At 71.9% G+C, this 18,992-nt stretch carries 18 protein-coding genes; 10 read left to right on the forward strand and 8 right to left on the reverse strand.

The genetic code is table 11. The features are described 5' to 3' along the window. Positions 1–142 precede the first annotated feature (142 nt). Both ACFYXS_RS39425 and ACFYXS_RS39430 read right to left on the reverse strand, forming a co-directional pair. On the reverse strand, positions 143–1,315 hold the full coding sequence (locus tag ACFYXS_RS39425; protein WP_389256631.1) for an acyltransferase family protein: 1,173 nt from the start codon (positions 1,313–1,315) through the stop codon (positions 143–145). A 230-nt stretch (positions 1,316–1,545) separates the two neighbouring features. Further along, the gene (locus ACFYXS_RS39430) at positions 1,546–2,211 is read right to left on the reverse strand and encodes a class I SAM-dependent DNA methyltransferase (RefSeq protein ID WP_389256632.1); all 666 of its coding nucleotides are present in this window, start codon (positions 2,209–2,211) and stop codon (positions 1,546–1,548) included. A 219-nt stretch (positions 2,212–2,430) separates the two neighbouring features. Here ACFYXS_RS39430 and ACFYXS_RS39435 point away from each other — a divergent pair, with 219 nt between their 5' ends. The 5 genes from ACFYXS_RS39435 (at position 2,431) to ACFYXS_RS39455 (ending at position 9,582) form a co-directional block, all read left to right on the forward strand. Beyond that, on the forward strand, positions 2,431–4,119 hold the full coding sequence (locus ACFYXS_RS39435; RefSeq protein WP_389256633.1) for an LCP family protein: 1,689 nt from the start codon (positions 2,431–2,433) through the stop codon (positions 4,117–4,119). A gap of 216 nt (positions 4,120–4,335) precedes the next feature. Continuing rightward, positions 4,336–5,685, forward strand: coding sequence for a cytochrome ubiquinol oxidase subunit I (locus ACFYXS_RS39440; RefSeq protein ID WP_389256644.1), 1,350 nt, complete (start codon positions 4,336–4,338; stop codon positions 5,683–5,685). Beyond that, the gene (locus ACFYXS_RS39445; protein ID WP_389256634.1) at positions 5,685–6,710 is read left to right on the forward strand and encodes a cytochrome d ubiquinol oxidase subunit II; all 1,026 of its coding nucleotides are present in this window, start codon (positions 5,685–5,687) and stop codon (positions 6,708–6,710) included. Before ACFYXS_RS39440 ends, ACFYXS_RS39445 begins: the two co-directional genes overlap by 1 nt. A 565-nt stretch (positions 6,711–7,275) precedes the next feature. Further along, a complete protein-coding gene (locus ACFYXS_RS39450) occupies positions 7,276–8,490 on the forward strand; it encodes an alkaline phosphatase (RefSeq protein ID WP_389256645.1) in 1,215 nt (404 codons plus the stop codon). Between the two features lie 240 nt (positions 8,491–8,730). Further along, positions 8,731–9,582, forward strand: coding sequence for a Bax inhibitor-1/YccA family protein (locus ACFYXS_RS39455; protein ID WP_389256635.1), 852 nt, complete (start codon positions 8,731–8,733; stop codon positions 9,580–9,582). A gap of 77 nt (positions 9,583–9,659) precedes the next feature. Here the strand turns inward: ACFYXS_RS39455 and ACFYXS_RS39460 are convergent, their stop codons facing one another. After that, entirely contained in the window at positions 9,660–9,890 is a 231-nt protein-coding gene (locus tag ACFYXS_RS39460; RefSeq protein ID WP_389256636.1) for a DUF4287 domain-containing protein, read from the reverse strand. 108 nt (positions 9,891–9,998) lie between these two features. Here ACFYXS_RS39460 and ACFYXS_RS39465 point away from each other — a divergent pair, with 108 nt between their 5' ends. Then, positions 9,999–10,322, forward strand: a complete 324-nt coding sequence (locus tag ACFYXS_RS39465; protein WP_389256637.1) for a hypothetical protein — start codon at positions 9,999–10,001, stop codon at positions 10,320–10,322. A 9-nt stretch (positions 10,323–10,331) separates the two neighbouring features. Here ACFYXS_RS39465 and ACFYXS_RS39470 read toward each other — a convergent pair whose 3' ends face one another. Both ACFYXS_RS39470 and ACFYXS_RS39475 read right to left on the reverse strand, forming a co-directional pair. Then, positions 10,332–11,141, reverse strand: a complete 810-nt coding sequence (locus ACFYXS_RS39470) for a hypothetical protein (RefSeq protein ID WP_389256646.1) — start codon at positions 11,139–11,141, stop codon at positions 10,332–10,334. A 229-nt stretch (positions 11,142–11,370) separates the two neighbouring features. Then, a complete protein-coding gene (locus tag ACFYXS_RS39475) occupies positions 11,371–12,591 on the reverse strand; it encodes an acetyl-CoA C-acetyltransferase (protein ID WP_389256638.1) in 1,221 nt (406 codons plus the stop codon). A gap of 150 nt (positions 12,592–12,741) precedes the next feature. Between ACFYXS_RS39475 and ACFYXS_RS39480 the strand changes: the two genes are divergently transcribed. Together ACFYXS_RS39480 and ACFYXS_RS39485 are read left to right on the forward strand one after the other, a co-directional pair. Further along, positions 12,742–13,161 (forward strand): helix-turn-helix domain-containing protein, encoded by a 420-nt coding sequence (locus ACFYXS_RS39480; protein ID WP_389256639.1) that lies wholly within the window; start codon positions 12,742–12,744, stop codon positions 13,159–13,161. 10 nt (positions 13,162–13,171) lie between these two features. Beyond that, on the forward strand, positions 13,172–13,582 hold the full coding sequence (locus tag ACFYXS_RS39485; protein ID WP_389256640.1) for a VOC family protein: 411 nt from the start codon (positions 13,172–13,174) through the stop codon (positions 13,580–13,582). Between the two features lie 33 nt (positions 13,583–13,615). Here ACFYXS_RS39485 and ACFYXS_RS39490 read toward each other — a convergent pair whose 3' ends face one another. Further along, entirely contained in the window at positions 13,616–14,665 is a 1,050-nt protein-coding gene (locus ACFYXS_RS39490) for an SGNH/GDSL hydrolase family protein (RefSeq protein ID WP_389256647.1), read from the reverse strand. Between the two features lie 105 nt (positions 14,666–14,770). Next, entirely contained in the window at positions 14,771–15,604 is an 834-nt protein-coding gene (locus ACFYXS_RS39495) for a LuxR C-terminal-related transcriptional regulator (protein WP_389256641.1), read from the reverse strand. 201 nt (positions 15,605–15,805) lie between these two features. Between ACFYXS_RS39495 and ACFYXS_RS39500 the strand changes: the two genes are divergently transcribed. Both ACFYXS_RS39500 and ACFYXS_RS39505 read left to right on the forward strand, forming a co-directional pair. Next, positions 15,806–17,191, forward strand: a complete 1,386-nt coding sequence (locus ACFYXS_RS39500) for a cystathionine beta-synthase (protein ID WP_389256648.1) — start codon at positions 15,806–15,808, stop codon at positions 17,189–17,191. Positions 17,192–17,554: 363 nt separating this feature from the next. After that, on the forward strand, positions 17,555–18,373 hold the full coding sequence (locus ACFYXS_RS39505; RefSeq protein ID WP_389256642.1) for an inositol monophosphatase family protein: 819 nt from the start codon (positions 17,555–17,557) through the stop codon (positions 18,371–18,373). Between the two features lie 9 nt (positions 18,374–18,382). Here ACFYXS_RS39505 and ACFYXS_RS39510 read toward each other — a convergent pair whose 3' ends face one another. Further along, a complete protein-coding gene (locus tag ACFYXS_RS39510) occupies positions 18,383–18,829 on the reverse strand; it encodes a hypothetical protein (RefSeq protein ID WP_389256643.1) in 447 nt (148 codons plus the stop codon). Positions 18,830–18,992: the final 163 nt, after the last annotated feature.

An 18,992-nucleotide genomic window follows, 5' to 3' on the forward strand; every position in this document is an offset into this window, starting at 1 on the left:
CGTCCAGGTCGTGCCCGCGCAGGGCTGAACCACCGACTGACACGCCACCCGGCGTGACCGAGGGCGAGCACGCACCACGTGCTCGCCCTCAGTGCCGCCCGGCGTCACCTTCGCGGGTGACGGGCGCCGTCGTACCGGGTGGTCACCGCGCCGTGGGACGGCTGAGGCCACCGGCCGGGAGGGGACGCTCCAAGGTGCGCTTGAGGCGCCGCGCGAGCGGCTTCTCGGCGAGGACGTGGAGCAGCCAGGCGAGCACCAGCATCGCGACCGTGGTGGTCGCGAGGGTCGCGACGGGGCCCAGGTGGCCGTGCAGGCCGTAGATCACCAGGCGGCCGATGCTCTCGTGCACCAGGTACAGGGGATAGGTCAAGGTGCCCGCGAAGGTGAGCCAGCGCCAATTGAAGTGGCTGAACCAGCCGAGCGCGACCCCGGCCATCACAACGAAGCACAGGGTGACCACGGCGGAGGCCACGCCGCCGGAGAGATCGGTGTGGATCAACTTGCTGAAACGTTCCGTCTCCGCGACCACCGTCTCCTGGGCGATGAGCCAGGAGACGCCGACGATCCCCCAGGCCACCGCGTGGGAGCCGAAGCGGTGGATCAGGTAGAAGCCGATGCCGGCGATGAAGTAGGCGGAGTACTTCGGTATCAGCAGGTTGTTGAGCAGCGTGTCATTGGCGGCGTGCGTGATGACGGTGCCGACGGTCCACAGGCAGCAGAAGGCGACGGTGCTGCGGTAGGTGACGCCCTTCCAGACGACCAGGGCGAAGAGCAGGTAGAAGCGCAGCTCGACCCACAGGCTCCAGAAAACACCGCTCACGTGCGGCGTCCCCAGCGGCTCGTGGAGCATCGTGAGGTTCAGCAGGATCTCGTGGATGCCGGGGCGGGCCGTCAGGACGGGGAAGGCCGTCACCGCGACGCTGATCAGCACGATGGCCGCCCAGTAGGCGGGGTAGAGCCGGGTGATCCGGGAGCGGAGGAACTGCCCGAGGCCGCGGCCCCAGGCGCTCATGCAGATCACGAAGCCGCTGATGAGGAAGAAGAACTCCACCCCCAGCCACCCGTAGTCCGAGACCGGGGTCCCGGCCGGGAGGACCTCGCGGCTCGGCTGCCCCCAGGCGTCCGAGACCTCCGCCCCGCGGGAGAGGTAGTGGAAGAGCAGGACCGACAACGCGGCGACCAGCCGCAGTCCGTCCAGCGCGTGCAGGCGTTTGCCGGCGTGGCCCTGCTTCGCCTCGACGCGTGGCTGCGGGTCCGCCGCGGAGGCCGTCCCGCCGGCGTCGGCGGCTATGACAGCCGTGTCCCCCAGAGTCACAGGGCACCGTTCCCCGCGGCGCCGGCCCGGCTCTCCGCCGGTCGACGAGAGGCACGGGGCGGACGTGCCGCCCCTTCGACTCTGCTCATGCCTTGTCCTTCCCAGTACATCGACTCGGCCGCGGCAACCCAGGCCGGCCGCTGCATCGCGCGCCGACACTACCCACAGGTGCGGCCGCCCCCTGATCCGGGGCATACGCACCCCGACGGGCACCCGCCGCCGGGCCGGGCTCAGGCGCCGCCCGCCGCCGGGGCCTTGCGGGCGAGCAGGTGCACCTCCCGGAACTGGCGCCGGTCCGTGGGCTGCGGCTCGCGGACCATCCGGGCCACCTCGGCCAGTCCGGACGTGCGCAGTAGCGCGGCGAGATGATCGGGCCACCACCGATAGGCCGGTGCGACGGCGTGGTCGAAGACCTGCGCCGGATGGGACGCGTCGCCGCCGGCCGAGAAGCCGACCAGGAGGTGGCCGCCCGGGGCCAGTACGCGGTGGAACTCGGCCAGGACGGGGGCGAGTTCGTGGGGCGGAGTGTGGATGATGGACCACCGGGAGAGCACGCCGCCCAGCGCGCCGTCGGCGATGTCCAGCGCGGCCATCGACCCCACGTCGAACCGCAGGTGCGGATGGGCCTGCCGGGCCAGCGTGATCATCGCGGGAGAGGCGTCCACGCCGGACGGCGCCAGTCCCAGTTCGGCCAGGTGGGCGGTGACATGGCCGGGCCCGCACCCCAGATCGGCGACCCGGTCGTTGCCGCCGGCGCTCACGACCTCGGCGAAGGCGCTCAGGACGGCGCGGTCCAGGGGTCTGCCGCGCAGCTCGTCGCGGAACAGGTCGGCGTACGTGGTGGCCACCGCGTCGTAGGCCTCGCGGGTGGCGCCGAGGGTTGTGTGTCCGGGCATGCCCGCGACCGTAGCCCCCGGCGATCGGTCCCGTGCCCTACTTGTTCGGTAAATGTGCGCGAGGAGTGAGAAGTTGACCGACTTCGAGCGCAACCATGAGCGCTGTTCGGATGTCTGAACCGTTGTCCCCGGGACGGCCACGGGGTGTCCGGGACAGGACAGACGACGATCGAGCGCCAGGGGCCGTGCCGCAGGCGTGGACGGAGGACCCGAACAACCGTGGACACCGAGGACGGCCGTCACATCGACCCCGCGGACCAGTGGGTCCTCGACCCGGAGACCGGTACCTACCGGCTGCGGCTGGATCCCGGGGGGGCTCCGGCCGCCACGGTGCCCGCGCAGGGCGGCCGCAGAGCGCGCCGCGAGGAGCAGCGCGCCGCCCAGGCACCCGCCCCGTACCCGGAGGGCGGTCGCCGCGGTGCGGCGAAGCCGTCCCGCAAGGCCAAGCGCTCCACGAAGCGCAAGGTCCTGATGTGGACCGCGGGCACGCTCGGGTTCGTCGTGCTCGCGGGCAGCGCCGGCGCGTACTTCCTGTACCGGCACTTCGACGGCAACATCAGCACCGTGGACGTCGGCACGGCGGGCAACAAGAACGCCACCAGCCACGACGCGGTCAACATCCTGGTCATCGGGACCGACAGCCGGGTGGGCCTCGGCGGGAAGTACGGAGACTCCGACAACGTCGGCCACGCCGACACCACGCTCCTGGTGCACGTGGCGAAGGACCGGTCGAACGCGACCGTCATGAGCATCCCGCGCGACATGATCGTCGGCATCCCGGCCTGCCCCACCAAGCAGAAGGACGGCTCCACCAAGACGATCCCCGCCACCGCCAAGGCAACCTTCAGCCCGCGCTTCAACGAGAGCCTCGGCCAGGAGGGCCGCGACCCGGGCTGCACGATGCGGACCGTCACGCAGATCACCGGCCTGCCGATCGACCACTTCATGATGGTCGACTTCGAGGCCGTGAAGACCCTGTCCACGGCCGTCGGCGGGGTCCCGATCTGCCTCACCCACGCCATCGACGACACCGACTCCAAGGGGCAGGGCTCCCATCTGAAGCTGGCCAAGGGGCCGCACCGGGTGGAGGGCGAGCAGGCCCTGCAGTTCGTCAGGACCCGCCACTCGCTGACGAACGGCAGCGACCTGGACCGCATCCACCTCCAGCAGCAGTTCCTGGGCTCGATGATCCGCGAGATGAAGTCCGGAGACACGCTCTCCGACCCGGGCAAGCTGTTCAAGCTGGCCAACGCCGCCACCAGCGCGCTCACCGTGGACACCGGCATCGGCAGCGTCGCGAAGCTCAGCGGCCTCGCGAAGGACCTGAGCAAGGTCGACCCGAAGAACATCACCTTCACGACACTGCCGGTCCTGGACAACCCCGCCGAGATCAAGTTCCACGCGACGGTCGTGGTCGACGAGACCAAGGCGCCGCAGGTCTTCAGGGCCATCAAGAACGACGTCTCCCTGACCGGGGCCCCCAAGAAGAAGCCCGCGGCCGCCGACGCCAAGCTCCGCGGCACGAAGGCGGACCCCTCGCAGGTCCAGGTCACCGTCTACAACGGGGGCGGCCCGCAGGGCGCGGCGCAGACGACGCTGGACTGGCTGCTCGACACCAAGGGCGTCAGCCACGCGACCAAGGGCGGCAACGCGCCCGGCGGGAAGCAGGACCGGACCACCCTGGTCTACGGCCCCGACCAGGCCGACCAGGCCCGGGCCCTGGCCGCGATGATGGGGCTGCCCGCCTCGGCGCTGCGTCCCTCCACCGACGCCGCGGACCCCGGCACGGACATGACGCTCACCCTCGGCGCCGACTACCGGGGCGCGGGTCTCGCGCTCACCGACCCGGACAAGCCGCCGGCCGACATCCAGACGGCGCGGGCCGACAAGAACGAGTGCGTGGGCTGAGCCCGCGGGGGCGCCGCCGGTCCCGGGAACGGCCGAATCCCGGGCACCGGAGGTGCCGTCACCTACTGTGTATCACCACATAACCGGACGAATGACTCCAGGGTGATGCATGGTGACAGTCCACCGGTGGGGCCCGTCGTGACCCCCGTGCTCGACGCCGTGCGCAGCCTCGCCGCCGCGGGGGACCCCGACCAGCTCCTGCCGGCGCGTCAGCAGATGGCCTTCACCCTGGGCTTCCACATCATCCTGGTGCCCTTCGGTGTCGCGCTCACCACGCTGATGCTCGTCGCGAACCACCGCGGACTGCGCCGCGGCGACCAGGACGCCCTGCTCCTGGCCCGGCGCTGGTCCAAGGTGGCCGCGGTGCTGTTCGCCGTGGGGGCGATCACCGGCACGGTCCTCTCCTTCGAACTCGGCATCCTGTGGCCCGGGCTGATGGGCCGGTACGGAGCCGCGTTCGGCTTCCCCTTCGCGATCGAGGGACTCTTCTTCTTCCTCGAGGCGATCTTCGTGTCGATCTACATCTACGGCTGGGACCGCATGCCGCCGTGGGCCCACTTCTGGACCGGCGTGCCGGTGGCGCTGTCGAGCATCGGCGGCGCGGCCGCCGTGATCGCCGCGAACAGCTGGATGAACCAGCCCGGCGGGTTCACCCTGCGGGACGGCCGGGTGGTCGCCGTCCGCCCGGCCGAGGTCTTCTTCAACGGGGCCTTCTGGTGGGAGATGCTGCACATGCTGCTCGCCGCCTACATCGTCGCCGGCTTCGGGGTGGCGAGCGTCTACGCGGTGGGCATGCTGCGCGGCCGGACCTCCCGCTACCACCGGCTCGGGTTCCTCATCGGGTTCGTCACCGCGGCCGTCGTGCTGCCCTTCCAGATGGTCGTCGGGGACACGATCGCCCGGTACGTCTTCGAGGCGGAGCCCGCGAAGTTCGCGGCCATCGAACTCCTGCCGTCCACCGGCACCCACGTCCCCGAGACCCTCGGGGGCGTCCTCGTCGACGGCGAGGTCCGCTACGGCCTGCCCCTTCCGGACGTGGCCTCGCTGCTGGCGGGGTTCCGCCCGTCCACGAGGATCAGCGGGCTGGAGGCCATCCCGGCGGCCGTGCGCCCCTCCGACCGGATCGTCAGCACCGTGCACCTGGCCTTCGACATCATGGTCGGCCTGTCCACCGCCCTGCTGGCGCTCGCCGTCTGGTTCGCCTGGCTGTGGTGGCGGCACCGCAGCGTCGACGGCCGGCGCTGGTTCCTGCGGTGCTGCGCGGTCAGCGGCCTGGCCGCGGTGGCGTGCCTGGAGACCGGATGGGTCGTCACGGAGGTGGGCCGCCAGCCCTGGACGGTCGTCGGGTACCTCCTCACCCGGGACGCGGTCACCACCCAGGGGAACCTGTGGCCGTTCTTCGGGGCCGTCCTCGCCATCTACGCGGCCGTCGGCGCGAGCGCAGTGGGGGTGCTGCTGTCGATGAAGCGCCGCTGGCAGGCCGAGGGCGACGACGAGGTGGACGTCCCCTACGGTCCCGGTTCCGGCCCGGACCGCACGGGCGTCCCCGTGGGATCGGGGCAGTGATGCCCCAACTCGTCGCCGTCTTCCTGTTCGTCGGCGTCATCGCCTACGCCGTGCTCGGCGGGGCCGACTTCGGCGCGGGCTTCTGGGACCTCACGGCGGGCGGTGCCGAGCGGGGCAGGAGACCGCGACACCTGATCGACACCTCGCTCGGCCCGGTGTGGGAGGCCAACCACACGTGGCTCGTGTACTGCCTGGTGTTCCTCTGGTCGGGCTTCCCCACCGCCTACACGGCCATCACCACGACCCTCTACGTGCCCCTGGGGCTCGCCGCGCTCGGCATCGTCCTGCGGGGCGCGGGCTTCGCCTTCCGCAAGGCCTCGCTGCGCACGCCGGAACAGCGCGTGTACGGGGCCGCCTTCGCGCTGTCGTCCCTGCTGGCCCCGTACTGCTTCGGTTCCATCGCCGGGGGCATCGCCTCGGGCCGGGTGCCCGCCGGCGGCAACGGGAACGCGATCACCAGCTGGCTCAACCCCACCTCCGTCCTCGGCGGCGTCCTGGCCGTCCTGGTCTGCGCCTACCTGGCCGCCGTCTACCTGCACGTGGCCGCCGGGCGGCAGCACGAGCCCGGCCTGGCACGGTACTTCCGCGACCGGGCGCTGCTCGCCGGCCTGTTGACCGGAGCCGTCAGCATCGCGGGGATCTTCGTGCTCCGGCACGACGCCCCCCGGCTCTTCCACCAGCTCAGCCACCGCGCGCTGCCCCTGGTCCTGGTCGCCGCCCTGTGCGGTGCGGCCGGCATGGTGATGCTGCGCGGCACCAGGACCTCGGGCCTGCGGGCCATGGCCGCCGCCGCGGTCGCCCTGGTCGTCCTCGGCTGGGGCGTCGCCCAGTACCCCTATCTCCTCGGCACCCACGTGGAGATCCCCGAAGCCGCGGCGCCGAACGCCACCTTGTGGGTCACGGTCGGCGTGGCGATCGTGGCGGGGCTGCTGATCCTTCCCTCGCTCGTGCTCCTCTTCCGCCTGGCCGGCCGCGGACGGCTCCTCCCGGCCGACCACGGCCCCGCGGACCGCCCCGGCCCATGAGCCGTCCCGCCCCCGGTATGCGGCGGGCAACGCCACGGTAAAGCCCCGGTGGCCGCCGGAGCCGGTGGAATCCGCCCGCCCAGGCCCTTCGCGCCGTCCCTGAGCTGCGCGCATCTGTACGCAGACGCCGGCCGGACGCCGGCCTCCCGCACGGTGGAGGCGCCGGCGCAGCGCAGGTGTCCGGCCGCCGCCCGGCGTGCCCGGCGACCGGCTCCCGGAGGCCGAACGGCAGGCCCCCGCAGGGGTGATGGTCCATCACGCCGGCGGCGCGGGGGTGCGCCGGTGCCGTGTGCGCGGTGGTCGGCCGACGTGGCGCCGGGCTCTTCGGGGGATGGTCCCCGAGCGACCTGTACGGACAAGTACGGGCCTGCGGCTTTACCAGTCCCTGGAGATCTCGTTGCGTACTGGTCATCTGCTTTTGGTCAACCTCCCCCCGGAGGCTCCTATCGTCGCGGTCAAGTAATGGGCAAGAACTACAACGGAGGACGTTGTGTCCCTGGATGCTCGTAGGGCCCGGCGGTTCGCCGCTCCCGCCGCTGCTGCCATAGCCGCCGCGGTCGTGACGATGGTGGTCAACCCGACGCTGGGCGCTTCCGCCTCGGCGCCGCAGGCCGCGAAGGCCAAGACCCCGACTGCCAAGAACGTCATCTTCATCAACGGCGACGGCATGGGCGCGGCCCTGCGCCAGGCCGCCCGCCTGCACTTCACGGGCCTGAACGGCCAGCTCGCCATGGACAAGCTCCCCGTCTCGGGCCAGCTGACCACCGAGCCGGACGACCCGAAGGCCGTCGTCACCGACTCGGCCGCCGCCGCGACCGCGTGGGCCACGGGTGAGAAGACCTACAACGGCGCCATCAGCGTCGACGTGGACGGCAACCCGCTGGCCACCCTCGGCCAGCAGGCCAAGGCGGCCGGCAAGGCCACCGGCCTGGTCACCACCGCGCAGGTCACCGACGCCTCGCCGGCGGCGTTCTTCTCGAACACCGTCAACCGTTCGGCGCAGGACGAGATCGCGCGTCAGTACATCGAGGTCAGCAAGCCCGACGTCATCCTGGGCGGTGGCGAGGACTGGTGGCTGCCCGCGGGCAGCGCCGGCGCGTTCAAGGACCAGCCCGCCGAGGACCCGTCCGAGGCGAGCAAGGGCACCAAGGGCGACCTCATCAAGAAGGCCCAGAAGGCCGGTTACTCCTACGTCACCAGCGCGGACCAGCTCAACCGCGCCAAGAGCGGCAAGCTGCTCGGTCTCTTCGCCAACGAGGAGATGTTCCAGCAGCGTCCCGAGGGCCAGGGCGACGTGTACAGCCCGGTGGTCGGTCTCTCCACCATGACCAGCAAGGCCCTGAGCACGCTGGACAAGAACAAGAAGGGCTTCTTCCTCATGGTCGAGGAGGAGGGCACCGACGAGTTCGCGCACTCCAACAACGCCACCCGCACCCTGCAGTCCATGCAGGAGCTGGAGAAGGCCGTGGCCGTGGCCCGTGCGTACGTCGCCACCCACTCCGACACGCTGCTCGTCATCACCGGCGACCACGAGACCGGCGGCCTGGCCGTCGAGGAGGCCGACGCCGCCGACGAGTCCGGCGACGCCATCTCCGCCGAGGACGGTCCGTTCAGCATCCGCGGCAGCGAGAAGAGCTTCTACATCGACTGGACCACCTCCGGTCACACCGGTGTGGACGTGCCCGTCACCGCGGCCGGCCCGCTGTCCGACCGGTTCACCGGCAAGCACGCCAACACCTACGTCTACGACGTGCTGCGCCAGGTCCTCGCGCGCCACTGAGTGCCGCGCCGATGCGCTGACGCACTGAAGCGCTGACGCACCGACAACGGAGCCCCGGGGCGATCACGCCCCCGGGGCTCCGTTGTCGTCCCGGCCCGCGGTTCACCCGTCCGGCCCATCCCCTGCGTGGCATCGGTGTTAAGAACGGAAGAAGATCCTCCTTGAGGACTAGACCGCCCGCTTTGCCATGCCATTACTCTTGGTGCGAAGCCGTATCGCGCGGCCATGGAGGAGTGACAGATGAGGAGCAGCAACCCGGTCTTCTCCCGGCGGGGGTTCTCCCGCGGGGAGGGCTACGCGGGCTTCGGCGGTGCGCAGCCGCAGACGCAGGGCAGCCCGTACGCGGGGGGTAATCCGTACGCGGGCACGAACCCCTACGACACGACGACGTACCAGGCCCCGCCCACCGCCCCGGCGCAGACCGGCCGGATGACGATGGACGACGTCGTCATGCGGACCGCCATGACCCTGGGCACGGTCGTGCTCGGCGCGCTCGTGGCGTGGTTCGCCCTGCCGGTGTCGAAGCAGAGCTACGGCCTGGCGATCGGCGCCTCCCTCGTCGCGCTGGTGCTGGGACTGATCCAGTCCTTCAAGCGCGAGCCGTCGCCGGCGCTGATCCTCGGCTACGCGGTCTTCGAGGGCGTCTTCCTGGGCGTCTGGAGCAAGATCCTCGACTTCATGTGGCCGGGCATCCCGCTCCAGGCCGTGCTGGGCACGATGGCGGTCTTCGCGGGCATGCTCGTGGCGTACCGCACCCGCCTCATCCGGGTGACGGCCCGCTACGCCCGTATCGGCATGGCGATCGCCATCGGTTTCGTCATCCTGCTCTTCGTCAACTTCATCGTGGCGATGATCGGCGGCGGCGACGGCCTGGGCCTGCGCAGCGGCCCGCTGGGCATCGTGGTCGGCATCATCGGGGTCGCGCTGGGCGCGTTCTTCCTGTCGCTGGACTTCAAGCAGATCGAGGACGGCGTGCGTTACGGGGCTCCGCGTAAGGAGTCCTGGATGGCGGCCTTCGGCCTCACGCTCTCCCTGGTCTGGATCTACCTGGAGATGCTGCGGCTGATCGCGATCCTGCGCGGCGACGACTAGCCGAGCGGACAACGGCATTCAACGGGCCCCGGAGGCAGTGCCTTTCGGGGCCCGTTCGCATGCGCGGGGGGAGGTGGCTAGCCGAGCCTTCTGGCGGCGCGCCTCAGGTCGTACTCATGGACGATCGCCTTGGCGTGTCCGTAGGACAGGTCGTGCTCGCTGCGCAGCCAGCTGACTTTTTCCTCGAAGCGGAGGAAAGCGGGCCCGTCGTCGACCGTGCGAAGCCAATCGCCGATCTCGCGGCCGGTGCAATTCGGGATGTGGGAGAGCAGGTTCCGGTGGGTCTCTTCAGAGAAGGTCTGGGACATCGGCGCCTCCGGTATGCGTTCCGGTCACCCCACCGTGCCTGAGGCTTCTCCCGATGGCAACAGTGCAACGCGCTCGGTTCTGTGTACGTACCGGGTAGGCTCCCGGCCGTGCTGGACTGTACGACGCTTCGCGAGGCCGCCGGGACCCTGGCCGGACGCTACCGCTCCCTGCCGCAGAGCAGGCTGCGCGGTGAGCCGGCGGCGGCGGGGCTGGCACTCGCCCGTGAGCTGGCCGCGCGGGCGCAGCGGATCGAGTTCCCCGGGCGGGAGCCGCTGCCGCTGCCGGACGACGGCATCTTCGCCGTCGGGGACCAGATCGCGGTGGCCGCGCACGAGCTGGCCGCGGCGCTGGAACCGCACCCGGAGCTGGCCGGGGTACGCGACGAGGCCGTGTCCCGGATCCGGGACACGGCCTCGCGCTGGGGTCTGTAGGAAAGCGGGTCAGAGGGAGGCGACCACCCGGTCGGCCAGGACGTACACCGACTCCTCGCCGAAGGTGAAGGTGAGCGCGTAGCCGCCGGCCACCGCGGAGCCGCCCAGCAGGACCGGGGACTCACCGCTGTCCAGGGCGTCGCAGAGCCGGTCCGCGGTCTCGCGGTCGCCCGGGGTCATGCAGAGCGTGGTGCCGTCGGCGAAGACGTACACGTCCAGCGTGCCGAGCGGGCCGGGCCGTACGTCGGCCAGCGGCATCCGCAGGTCGGCGAGCTCGCCGAGGCGCTCGGCGGTCTGCTCCTGGTTGGCCACGACCGGGGCCGGCGCGGCGAAGTCCGGGTCGGAGGGGTGCCGGAAGGGCACCGGGCCGACGGGGCCGGACTCCAGGCCGGTCAGGTCCGCCTGGCGGGGCAGGAACGGGCCGTACGGGAGGACCTCGTAGTCCGCGCCCGCGGCGCCCGTGCCGAAGCCGGTGCCGCCGAAGATCTGGACGTCGAGCTGGGCGTCGGCGACGGCGTCGCCCGCCTCGCCGGTGCCGTAGGCCAGGGGTGCCTCCTGCGCGGCCCAGAAGGCCCGCGCCTCGGCGAGCTCCCGCTCGCGCTCGTCGGCGAGCGCGTCCGCGACAGCGGTCCGTATGGCCTCGACGCCGGGCGTCTCCGCGGCGGTGCGCGCGGCCGGTACGGCGGCATGTGCGGCAGTGGCCGCCGCCAGGTCCGCGCGCAGGGCGGCGACGTCACGACGAACGCCGCGCGTGGCGAACAGCGCGGCGGTGCCGGCGGCCACGGCGGTTGCCGCACCCGTCAGCAGGACGAGGAACATGGCGCTCACTGGCGTACTCCCGACTGTGCTTTCCCGAGCCTGGCCCCCTGTACACACCACTGTGCACTCAAATCCATGGCCTCTGCAGTGCGGAACGTCACGATATGAGTAGGTCCAAAGTCTTGGGGCGGTCGAGTGCTGCGCCCCTGACCTGGGCAAACGACCGCCCCCGGGGGAAGGTCACATCCCGGGGGCGGTTAGATTGCGACTTAGGACACGCGCGCGGGCGTTACGACAGGCGTTCGATGACCATGGCCATGCCCTGGCCGCCGCCGACGCACATCGTCTCCAGGCCGAACTGCTTGTCGTGCCACTGCAGCGAGTTGATCAGCGTGGTGGTGATACGGGCGCCGGTCATGCCGAAGGGGTGGCCGACCGCGATCGCGCCGCCGTTGACGTTGAGGCGGTCGATGTCGACGCCCAGGTCCCGGTAGGAGGGGATGACCTGCGCGGCGAAGGCCTCGTTCATCTCGACCAGGTCGATGTCGCCGATGGACATCCCGGCCCGCTTGAGCGCCTGGCGGGAGGCCTCGACCGGGCCGTGGCCCATGATCTCCGGGGACAGGCCGGACACGCCGGTGGACACCACGCGGGCGAGCGGGGTGATGCCGAGCTCGCGGGCCTTGGTGTCACTCATGACGACCAGCGCGGCCGCGCCGTCGTTCAGCGGGCAGCAGTTGCCGGCGGTGACGGTGCCGTCGGGACGGAAGACCGGCTTCAGGCCCTGCACGCCCTCCAGGGTGACGCCCGCGCGCGGGCCGTCGTCCTTGGAGACCACGGAGCCGTCGGGCAGCGTGACCGGGGTGATCTCCCGCTCCCAGAAGCCCTTCTTGATGGCTTCCTCGGCCAGGTTCTGCGAGCGCACGCCGAACTCGTCCTGCTCGGCGCGAGTGACGCCCTTCAGCGCGGCCAGGTTCTCCGCGGTCTGGCCCATCGCGATGTACGCGTCCGGGACCACGCCGTCCTCGCGCGGGTCGTGCCATTCCCCGCCGCCCTGCTCGGCGCGGGCCGCGGTGCGGGCCTCGGCCTCCGCGAAGAGCGGGTTGTGGGTGCCGGGCATGCCGTCGGAGCTGCCCTTGATGAAGCGGGACACCGTCTCCACACCCGCGGAGATGAAGACGTCGCCCTCGCCCGCCTTGATGGCGTGCAGCGCCATCCGGGTCGTCTGCAGCGAGGAGGAGCAGTAGCGCGTCACGGTGCAGCCCGGCAGGTGGTCCATGCCCATCTGCACGGCCACGATCCGGCCCAGGTTGTGGCCCTGCTCGCCGCCGGGCAGACCGCAGCCGAGCATCAGGTCGTCGATGTCCCGCGGGTCGAGCTGCGGGACCTTGGCCAGCGCCGCCTGGATGATGGTGGCGGTGAGGTCGTCGGGGCGCAGGTCCTTCAGGGACCCCTTCATGGCCCGGCCGATGGGGGAGCGGGCGGCAGAGACGATCACGGCTTCGGGCATCGCGACTCCTCGTCGAGGCGGCGTCGGAAACGGCTGTACTCCTGGGGAAGTTACCTGTCCGTAGCGCACCCAGTCACCTCCTGTGCGCTGTGACACGGGCCTCTTTCTGAGCGCCCGCTTAGCCCGCGGCGGTCATGGGATGCTGTCGGGGTGAACTCCGAGGACCTGGTACGGCTGCGGCAGGCACGGGACGCGATGGACCGCGACTACGCGGAACCCCTGGACGTGCCCGCGCTGGCCCGCGGGGCCCTGATGTCCACCGGTCACTTCGCGCGCAGCTTCCGGGCCGCGTTCGGCGAGACGCCGTACAGCTACCTCATGACGCGCCGGATCGAACGCGCCAAGGCACTGCTGCGGCGAGGGGACCTTTCGGTCACCGAGGTGTGCTTCGCCGTCGGCTGTACCTCGCTGGGCTCCTTCAGCACCCGCTTCACGGAACTGGTCGGCGAGAGCCCGAGCGCGTACCGCGCACGCGACCACGCGCCAGGTGCGGCGATCCCGGCGTGCGTGGCCAAGATGTTCACCCGCCCCGTCCGGAACAGTGCGGCGGGGGGTCCCTCGCAGGCCTAGCGTGAAGCCCATGGACATCACGCTTGCACAGTGCTTCATCGCCGTCGACGACCATGACAAGGCGCTCGCCTTCTATCGCGACGTCCTGGACCTGGAGGTCCGCAGCGACGTCTCCTTCGAGGGCATGCGCTGGGTCACCGTCGGCTCACCCGCGCAGCCCGGCGTCAGCATCGTGCTGGAACCGCCGCTCGCCAACCCCAACGCCTCGCCCGCCGACAAGCAGGCCATGGCGGAGCTGATGGCCAAGGGCATGCTCCGCGCCGTCATCTTCTCCACCCCCGACTGCGACGCGACCTTCGAGCGCATCAGCGCGGCGGGCGCCGAAGTCCTCCAGGAGCCGATGGACCAGCCCTACGGCGTCCGCGACTGCGCCTTCCGCGACCCCTCGGGCAACCTGCTGCGCTTCAACCAGCCGCGCTGAGGCCCGTCCCGGGGCGGCCTCGCGGGGCGGGCGTCAGTTCTGGGCGGCCTCGGCCGCTGCCGCGGCGGCTTCGGCCGCCTCGGCGGCGAGCGTGGGATCGGCGGTGTCGGGCAGACGGCGGCGGCGGCGCCGCTTGAGCAGGGCCCAGCGGCCGCGGGGACCGGAGACGCTGCCGGAGGCGGCGGCGACCTCGGTGCCGGCCTCGCCGGCCGCCTCGGCGGCGGCCTGGGCGACCGGCATGAAGCCCTCGCCGCGGCGCGCGTCCGGCCGCTCGTCCTCCTCGGGCCACAGCCCGAGCGCGGAGCACAGGGTCGGCAGCATCGCCATGGCGGCGGTCGCGTACCCCTCGGCGGAGGGGTGGTAGTTGTCCGGGCCGAACATCTCGCGCGGCCGCGACTCGAACTCGGGCCCCAGGAGGTCGCCCAGCGACACGGTACGGCCGCCGAGCCCGACCACCGCGATGGTCTGCGCCGCGGCCAGCTGCCGGCTCAGCCGGCGGGCGATCCACCGCAGCGGCTGGTAGACCGGCTCGACCGAGCCGAGGTCGGGACAGGTGCCCACGATCACCTCGACGCCCGCCTCGCGCAGCCGCCCCACCGCGTCGGACAGCATCCGCACCGAGACCGCCAGCGGCATCCGCCGGGTCACGTCGTTCGCGCCGATCATCACCACGCACAGGTCCGGCGCGGGGCCCGCGTCGGGCGCCAGCAGAAGATCGACCTGGCGGGCCAGGTCGTCGGACTTCGCGCCGGGGTTGGCCACGTTGACCAGCCGCACCGGCCGTTCCGCCACCGCGGCCAGGCCGGAGGCGAGCAGCGCCCCGACCGTCTGGCTCGCCCGGTGGACGCCCTGTCCCGCCGCCGTCGAATCACCCGTGAGGGCCAGCACGAGGGGCCGTTCGCTGCTGCTCAGCGCGAAAGCGGCGCCGTAGTGGCCGCCCGCGCGCGGGGGGATGGCGTCCGAGCCGCCGACAACGCGGCGGGCGAGCGCGGCCTCGGTCAGCACCAGGCCGACCGCCGCTCCGCCCAGGAGCCCGATCCCGCCTCCTCCGTACGCGGCGGCCGTCGCGATCCGCCGCGCCACCCTTGCCCTGGACAAGGTCCACCTCCCGTGCCGCGCACGGGCCCCCGTCGGCCCGCATTGCTTACAACACCTTGTTGCCCCGTCCGATGCCCGGCGCAACCGTCGTCAGGTCAGGCGCTGCTGCGCCACGAACCAGGCCAGCTGGGTGCGGTTGGCGGTGCCCGTGGACTCCATGAGCGAGCGGATCCTGCGCTGCAGCGTGCGCAGGGATATGCCGAGCTGCGAGGCGATCGCCTTGTCGGGCAGCCCCGACATCAGCAGGGAGAGCAGTTGCTCGTCGAGCTCGGGGGAGCCGGGGAACTCCGGGTCCTCCTCGGCGTCGCCCACCGCCGGCATCCGCAGCGGCGTGCCGCGCAGCCAGCGGTCCTCGAACAGCTCCAGCAGGGCGTCCACCAGCACCGACGGATGCAGCAGCAGCAGCCCCGCGGAGGACACCACCGACCGGTCGCGGCCGCCGGACAGCGGCAGCAGGGCCCGTTCCGCGTCGACGATCATCAGCTTCATGGGCACGGTCGGCGCGGCCCGCGCCAGCTCGCCCGGCTCGACGAAGCCGGGCATGTCGGCGGCGCCGGGGTAGACCAGCGCGGTGGTCTCGTACAGCGAGCGGTACTCGACCCCGGAGGCCAGCCGCTCCTTCTGGACGAAGTTGCCCTCGGAGGAGACGTAGGGCGGCCGCACGAAGGTCAGCACCTCCTTGCGCGCCTCGCGCTGGAGCTGTTCGATGATGTGCTGCTGCTCGGCCTCGCCGTGGACCACCTCGGCGATCCCGCCGGGCATCACCGGTTCGGCCGGTCGCGACGGGCGGGCGGCGGCGAGTGCGGTCAGCCGCTCCCGTACGGCGGCGAGGCCGGACTCCACCGCTGCCAGACCGCTCAGCGCGGCGGCGTAGTCGGCGGTGTCCGCGCCGGCCCCGGAGCGGTTCGGGTGCCGTTCGGTCATGGCTCACCCCCCGGTTCGACAGGCCCGGTGTCGTAGGTGCGACGTGTCGTGATCGCGCCACGATCCGACTCTACATCCGGACCTACCGGGGCGTACGTAACACCAATGTGAAGCGTGCGGCGGCCGCCTCCCCAGGGAGCGGCCCGGCGCGTGAAAACCGCTTACCCTGGCCTCACAATCTCGGAGAACCCGGAGACAATGGTGCAGTTCCACGACTCGATGATCAGCCTCGTCGGCAACACCCCGCTCGTGAGGCTCAACAGCGTGACCGCAGGGATCCAGGCCACCGTCCTGGCCAAGGTCGAGTACTTCAACCCGGGCGGCTCGGTGAAGGACCGGATCGCGCTGCGCATGATCGAGGCCGCGGAGAAGAGCGGCGAGCTCAAGCCGGGCGGCACGATCGTGGAGCCGACCTCCGGCAACACGGGTGTGGGGCTGGCGATCGTGGCCCAGCAGAAGGGCTACAAGTGCGTCTTCGTCTGCCCCGACAAGGTGTCCACTGACAAGATCAACGTGCTGCGCGCCTACGGGGCCGAGGTCGTGGTCTGCCCCACCGCCGTGGACCCCGAGCACCCCGACTCGTACTACAACGTCTCCGACCGCCTGGTGCGCGAGATCCCGAACGCCTGGAAGCCGGACCAGTACAGCAACCCCAACAACCCGGCCTCGCACTACCACTCCACCGGCCCCGAGCTGTGGTCGCAGACCGAGGGGCGGATCACGCACTTCGTGGCGGGCGTCGGTACCGGCGGCACCATCTCCGGCACCGGCCGCTACCTGAAGGACGCCTCCGACGGCAGGGTCCAGGTCGTCGGCGCCGACCCCGAGGGCTCGGTGTACAGCGGCGGCAGCGGCCGCCCGTACCTGATCGAGGGCGTCGGTGAGGACTTCTGGCCCACCGCCTACGACCGCACCGTCGCCGACGAGATCGTGGCCGTCTCCGACAAGGACGCCTTCCAGATGACCCGGCGCCTGGCCAAGGAGGAGGGCCTGCTGGTCGGCGGCTCCTGCGGCATGGCGGTCGTCGCGGCGCTGCGCGTGGCCGAGCGGCTCGGCCCGGACGACGTGGTCGTGGTGCTGCTGCCGGACTCCGGCCGCGGCTACCTGTCGAAGATCTTCAACGACGAGTGGATGGCCGACTACGGCTTCCTGGAGGAGGGCACCGGCCAGGGCCGCGTCGCCGACGTCCTGGACCGCAAGGACGGCGGCCTGCCGCACCTGGTGCACATGCACCCGGAGGAGACCGTCGGCCAGGCCATCGAGGTGCTGCGCGAGTACGGCGTCTCCCAGATGCCGATCGTCAAGCCCGGCGCCGGCCACCCCGACGTCATGGCCGCCGAGGTCATCGGCTCCGTCGTGGAGCGCGAGCTGCTGGACGCGCTGTTCACCCAGCGCGCCACCCTCGACGACCCGCTGGAGCGGCACATGTGCGCGCCGCTGCCGCAGGTCGGCTCGGGCGAGCCGGTCGCCGACCTGATGGCCGTCCTCGGCACCGCCGACGCGGCCGTGGTGCTGGTCGAGGGCAAGCCCACGGGCGTCGTGAGCAGGCAGGACCTGCTGGCCTTCCTGGCCGAGACCGCCAAGTAAACGAGCCCCGGGCGCGTTCCGGGGAAGCGGCGAGGGTTTCGCAGAAGTGGTACATCCGCGTCACGTCCGCGCAGCACGGTCTTAACACGGCTCCGGCAGATTGGTCGGTGTCAGCAGGACGGGCGGGAAGTCCCGGACCGGCCGGCTGACAGCGTGGATGTGGCGCCAAGGACCTCCGGAGCGGCTCCCGGACCTCCCTGGTGACCCCAGGACGTGCGGCCAGGCCCTGACCCGGCCCGCGTCCCTCGCGGGGACCGCCGTCGTCCCGCCCCCCGGGCGACCGGGGGTGCGGCGGTCCCCGCGCAAGGCGTCGAAGAGCGGCCCGCGTGTCCACGCGGGCCGCTCTTCTGGTAAAGAGACCGCGTGATCAACGCACAGATGTTCGCCACCGTCGAGGAGTCCGTACGCGCCGTCGCCGACGAGGAGGCGCTCTCCCGCTTCGGGAGGCTCGCCGCGGGCGACATCAGTGAGAAGAAGGGGCCGCAGGACCTGGTCACGGTCGCCGACCGCCGGGTCGAGGAACGCCTCACCAGGACCCTCACCGCACTGCTCCCGGGCTCCGCGGTGATCGGCGAGGAGGCTGTGCACGGCGACCCCGGGCTGCTGGACGCCTGGCTGGGCGAGGACCCGGTCTGGATCATCGACCCGGTCGACGGCACCTCCAACTTCGTCCGCGGCGACGCCTCCTTCGTCACCCAGGTCGCGCTCGCCGCGCGCGGCGAGCTGCTGGCGTGCTGGGTGTACCGGCCGGTGGACGGGGTCCTGGCCACCGCGCGGCGCGGCGCGGGCGCGCTGTCCGGCGGGCGCCCGCTGCGGCTGCCGGCCGTCGCGAGCGGCCCGGACGAGGTGCTGCTGGTCGCCGGGGCCCGCCCGGCCAACCTCACCGCCCACCAGCACCGGGCCCTGTACGACCTCGGCCCCGGGCAGGGGATCAAGCCCTGCGCGAGCGGTTCGGCCGGCTGCGACTACCTCGACGTGGCCCTGGGGCGGCTCGACGCGGCCACGTATGCCTACGACAACCCCTGGGACCACTCACCGGGCGTCCTCCTCGTCGCCGAGGCGGGCGGCACGGTGCTGTCCGCGGACGGGCTGCCCTTCCGCATGGCGGGCGGGCCGCAGCAGTTCGCCGCGGCCCGTGACGAGGCGGCGGCGGGACGGGTCGTGGCACTGCTCGCGGACTGACGCCGGGGGTCAGTCCTCCCAGGTGTCCGCGTTCCTGCGGCGCTCCCGCTCCCGCTCGCGGTCGGTGAACAGCCACCCCATGGACTGGGCGACGTTGACGCCCACGATCCCGGCCCAGGCGACGAGCAGGCCCGGCAGGTGGGCCTGGCCCGCGCCGATGGCGGAGAGCGGGATGGCCATGATGAGGGAGAAGCCGGCGAAGCCGTAGCGGGCGCCGAATCGGCCGCGCCCCTCGTCGCCGCCGCGCGGACCGACCTGCCGGCCGGCCCGGGCGAACGCCGTCTGGTGCTGGGCCAGTTCACGGCGCACGCGCCGCTCGACCTGGGCGTCGATGCGCTGGTCGATCTTCTCCAGGAAGGAGTCGACGAGTGCCGACTCGTACTCCTCACCGAGGTCCTTGCGCGCCTGAAGGGTGGCGGCGAATTCCTTCTTCAGCTCTGGGTCGCGGGCGTCCATGACGCCACCGTACGGACGGCTGCGCGCCGTGGCACTGGGGGAAACCCCCGAACCTTCTCAGGGGTGCTCCGTTATCTTTTTCGCGGTCCTGCAATGGGGCCGCTGGCCTCCGGGCCCGGTATGACTGTTGCCCCCTGTCGTAGGTATGACCTGGGGGGTGGTG

The sequence above is a fragment of the Streptomyces sp. NPDC002574 genome (genome assembly GCF_042889545.1).
GTDB lineage: Bacteria > Actinomycetota > Actinomycetes > Streptomycetales > Streptomycetaceae > Actinacidiphila.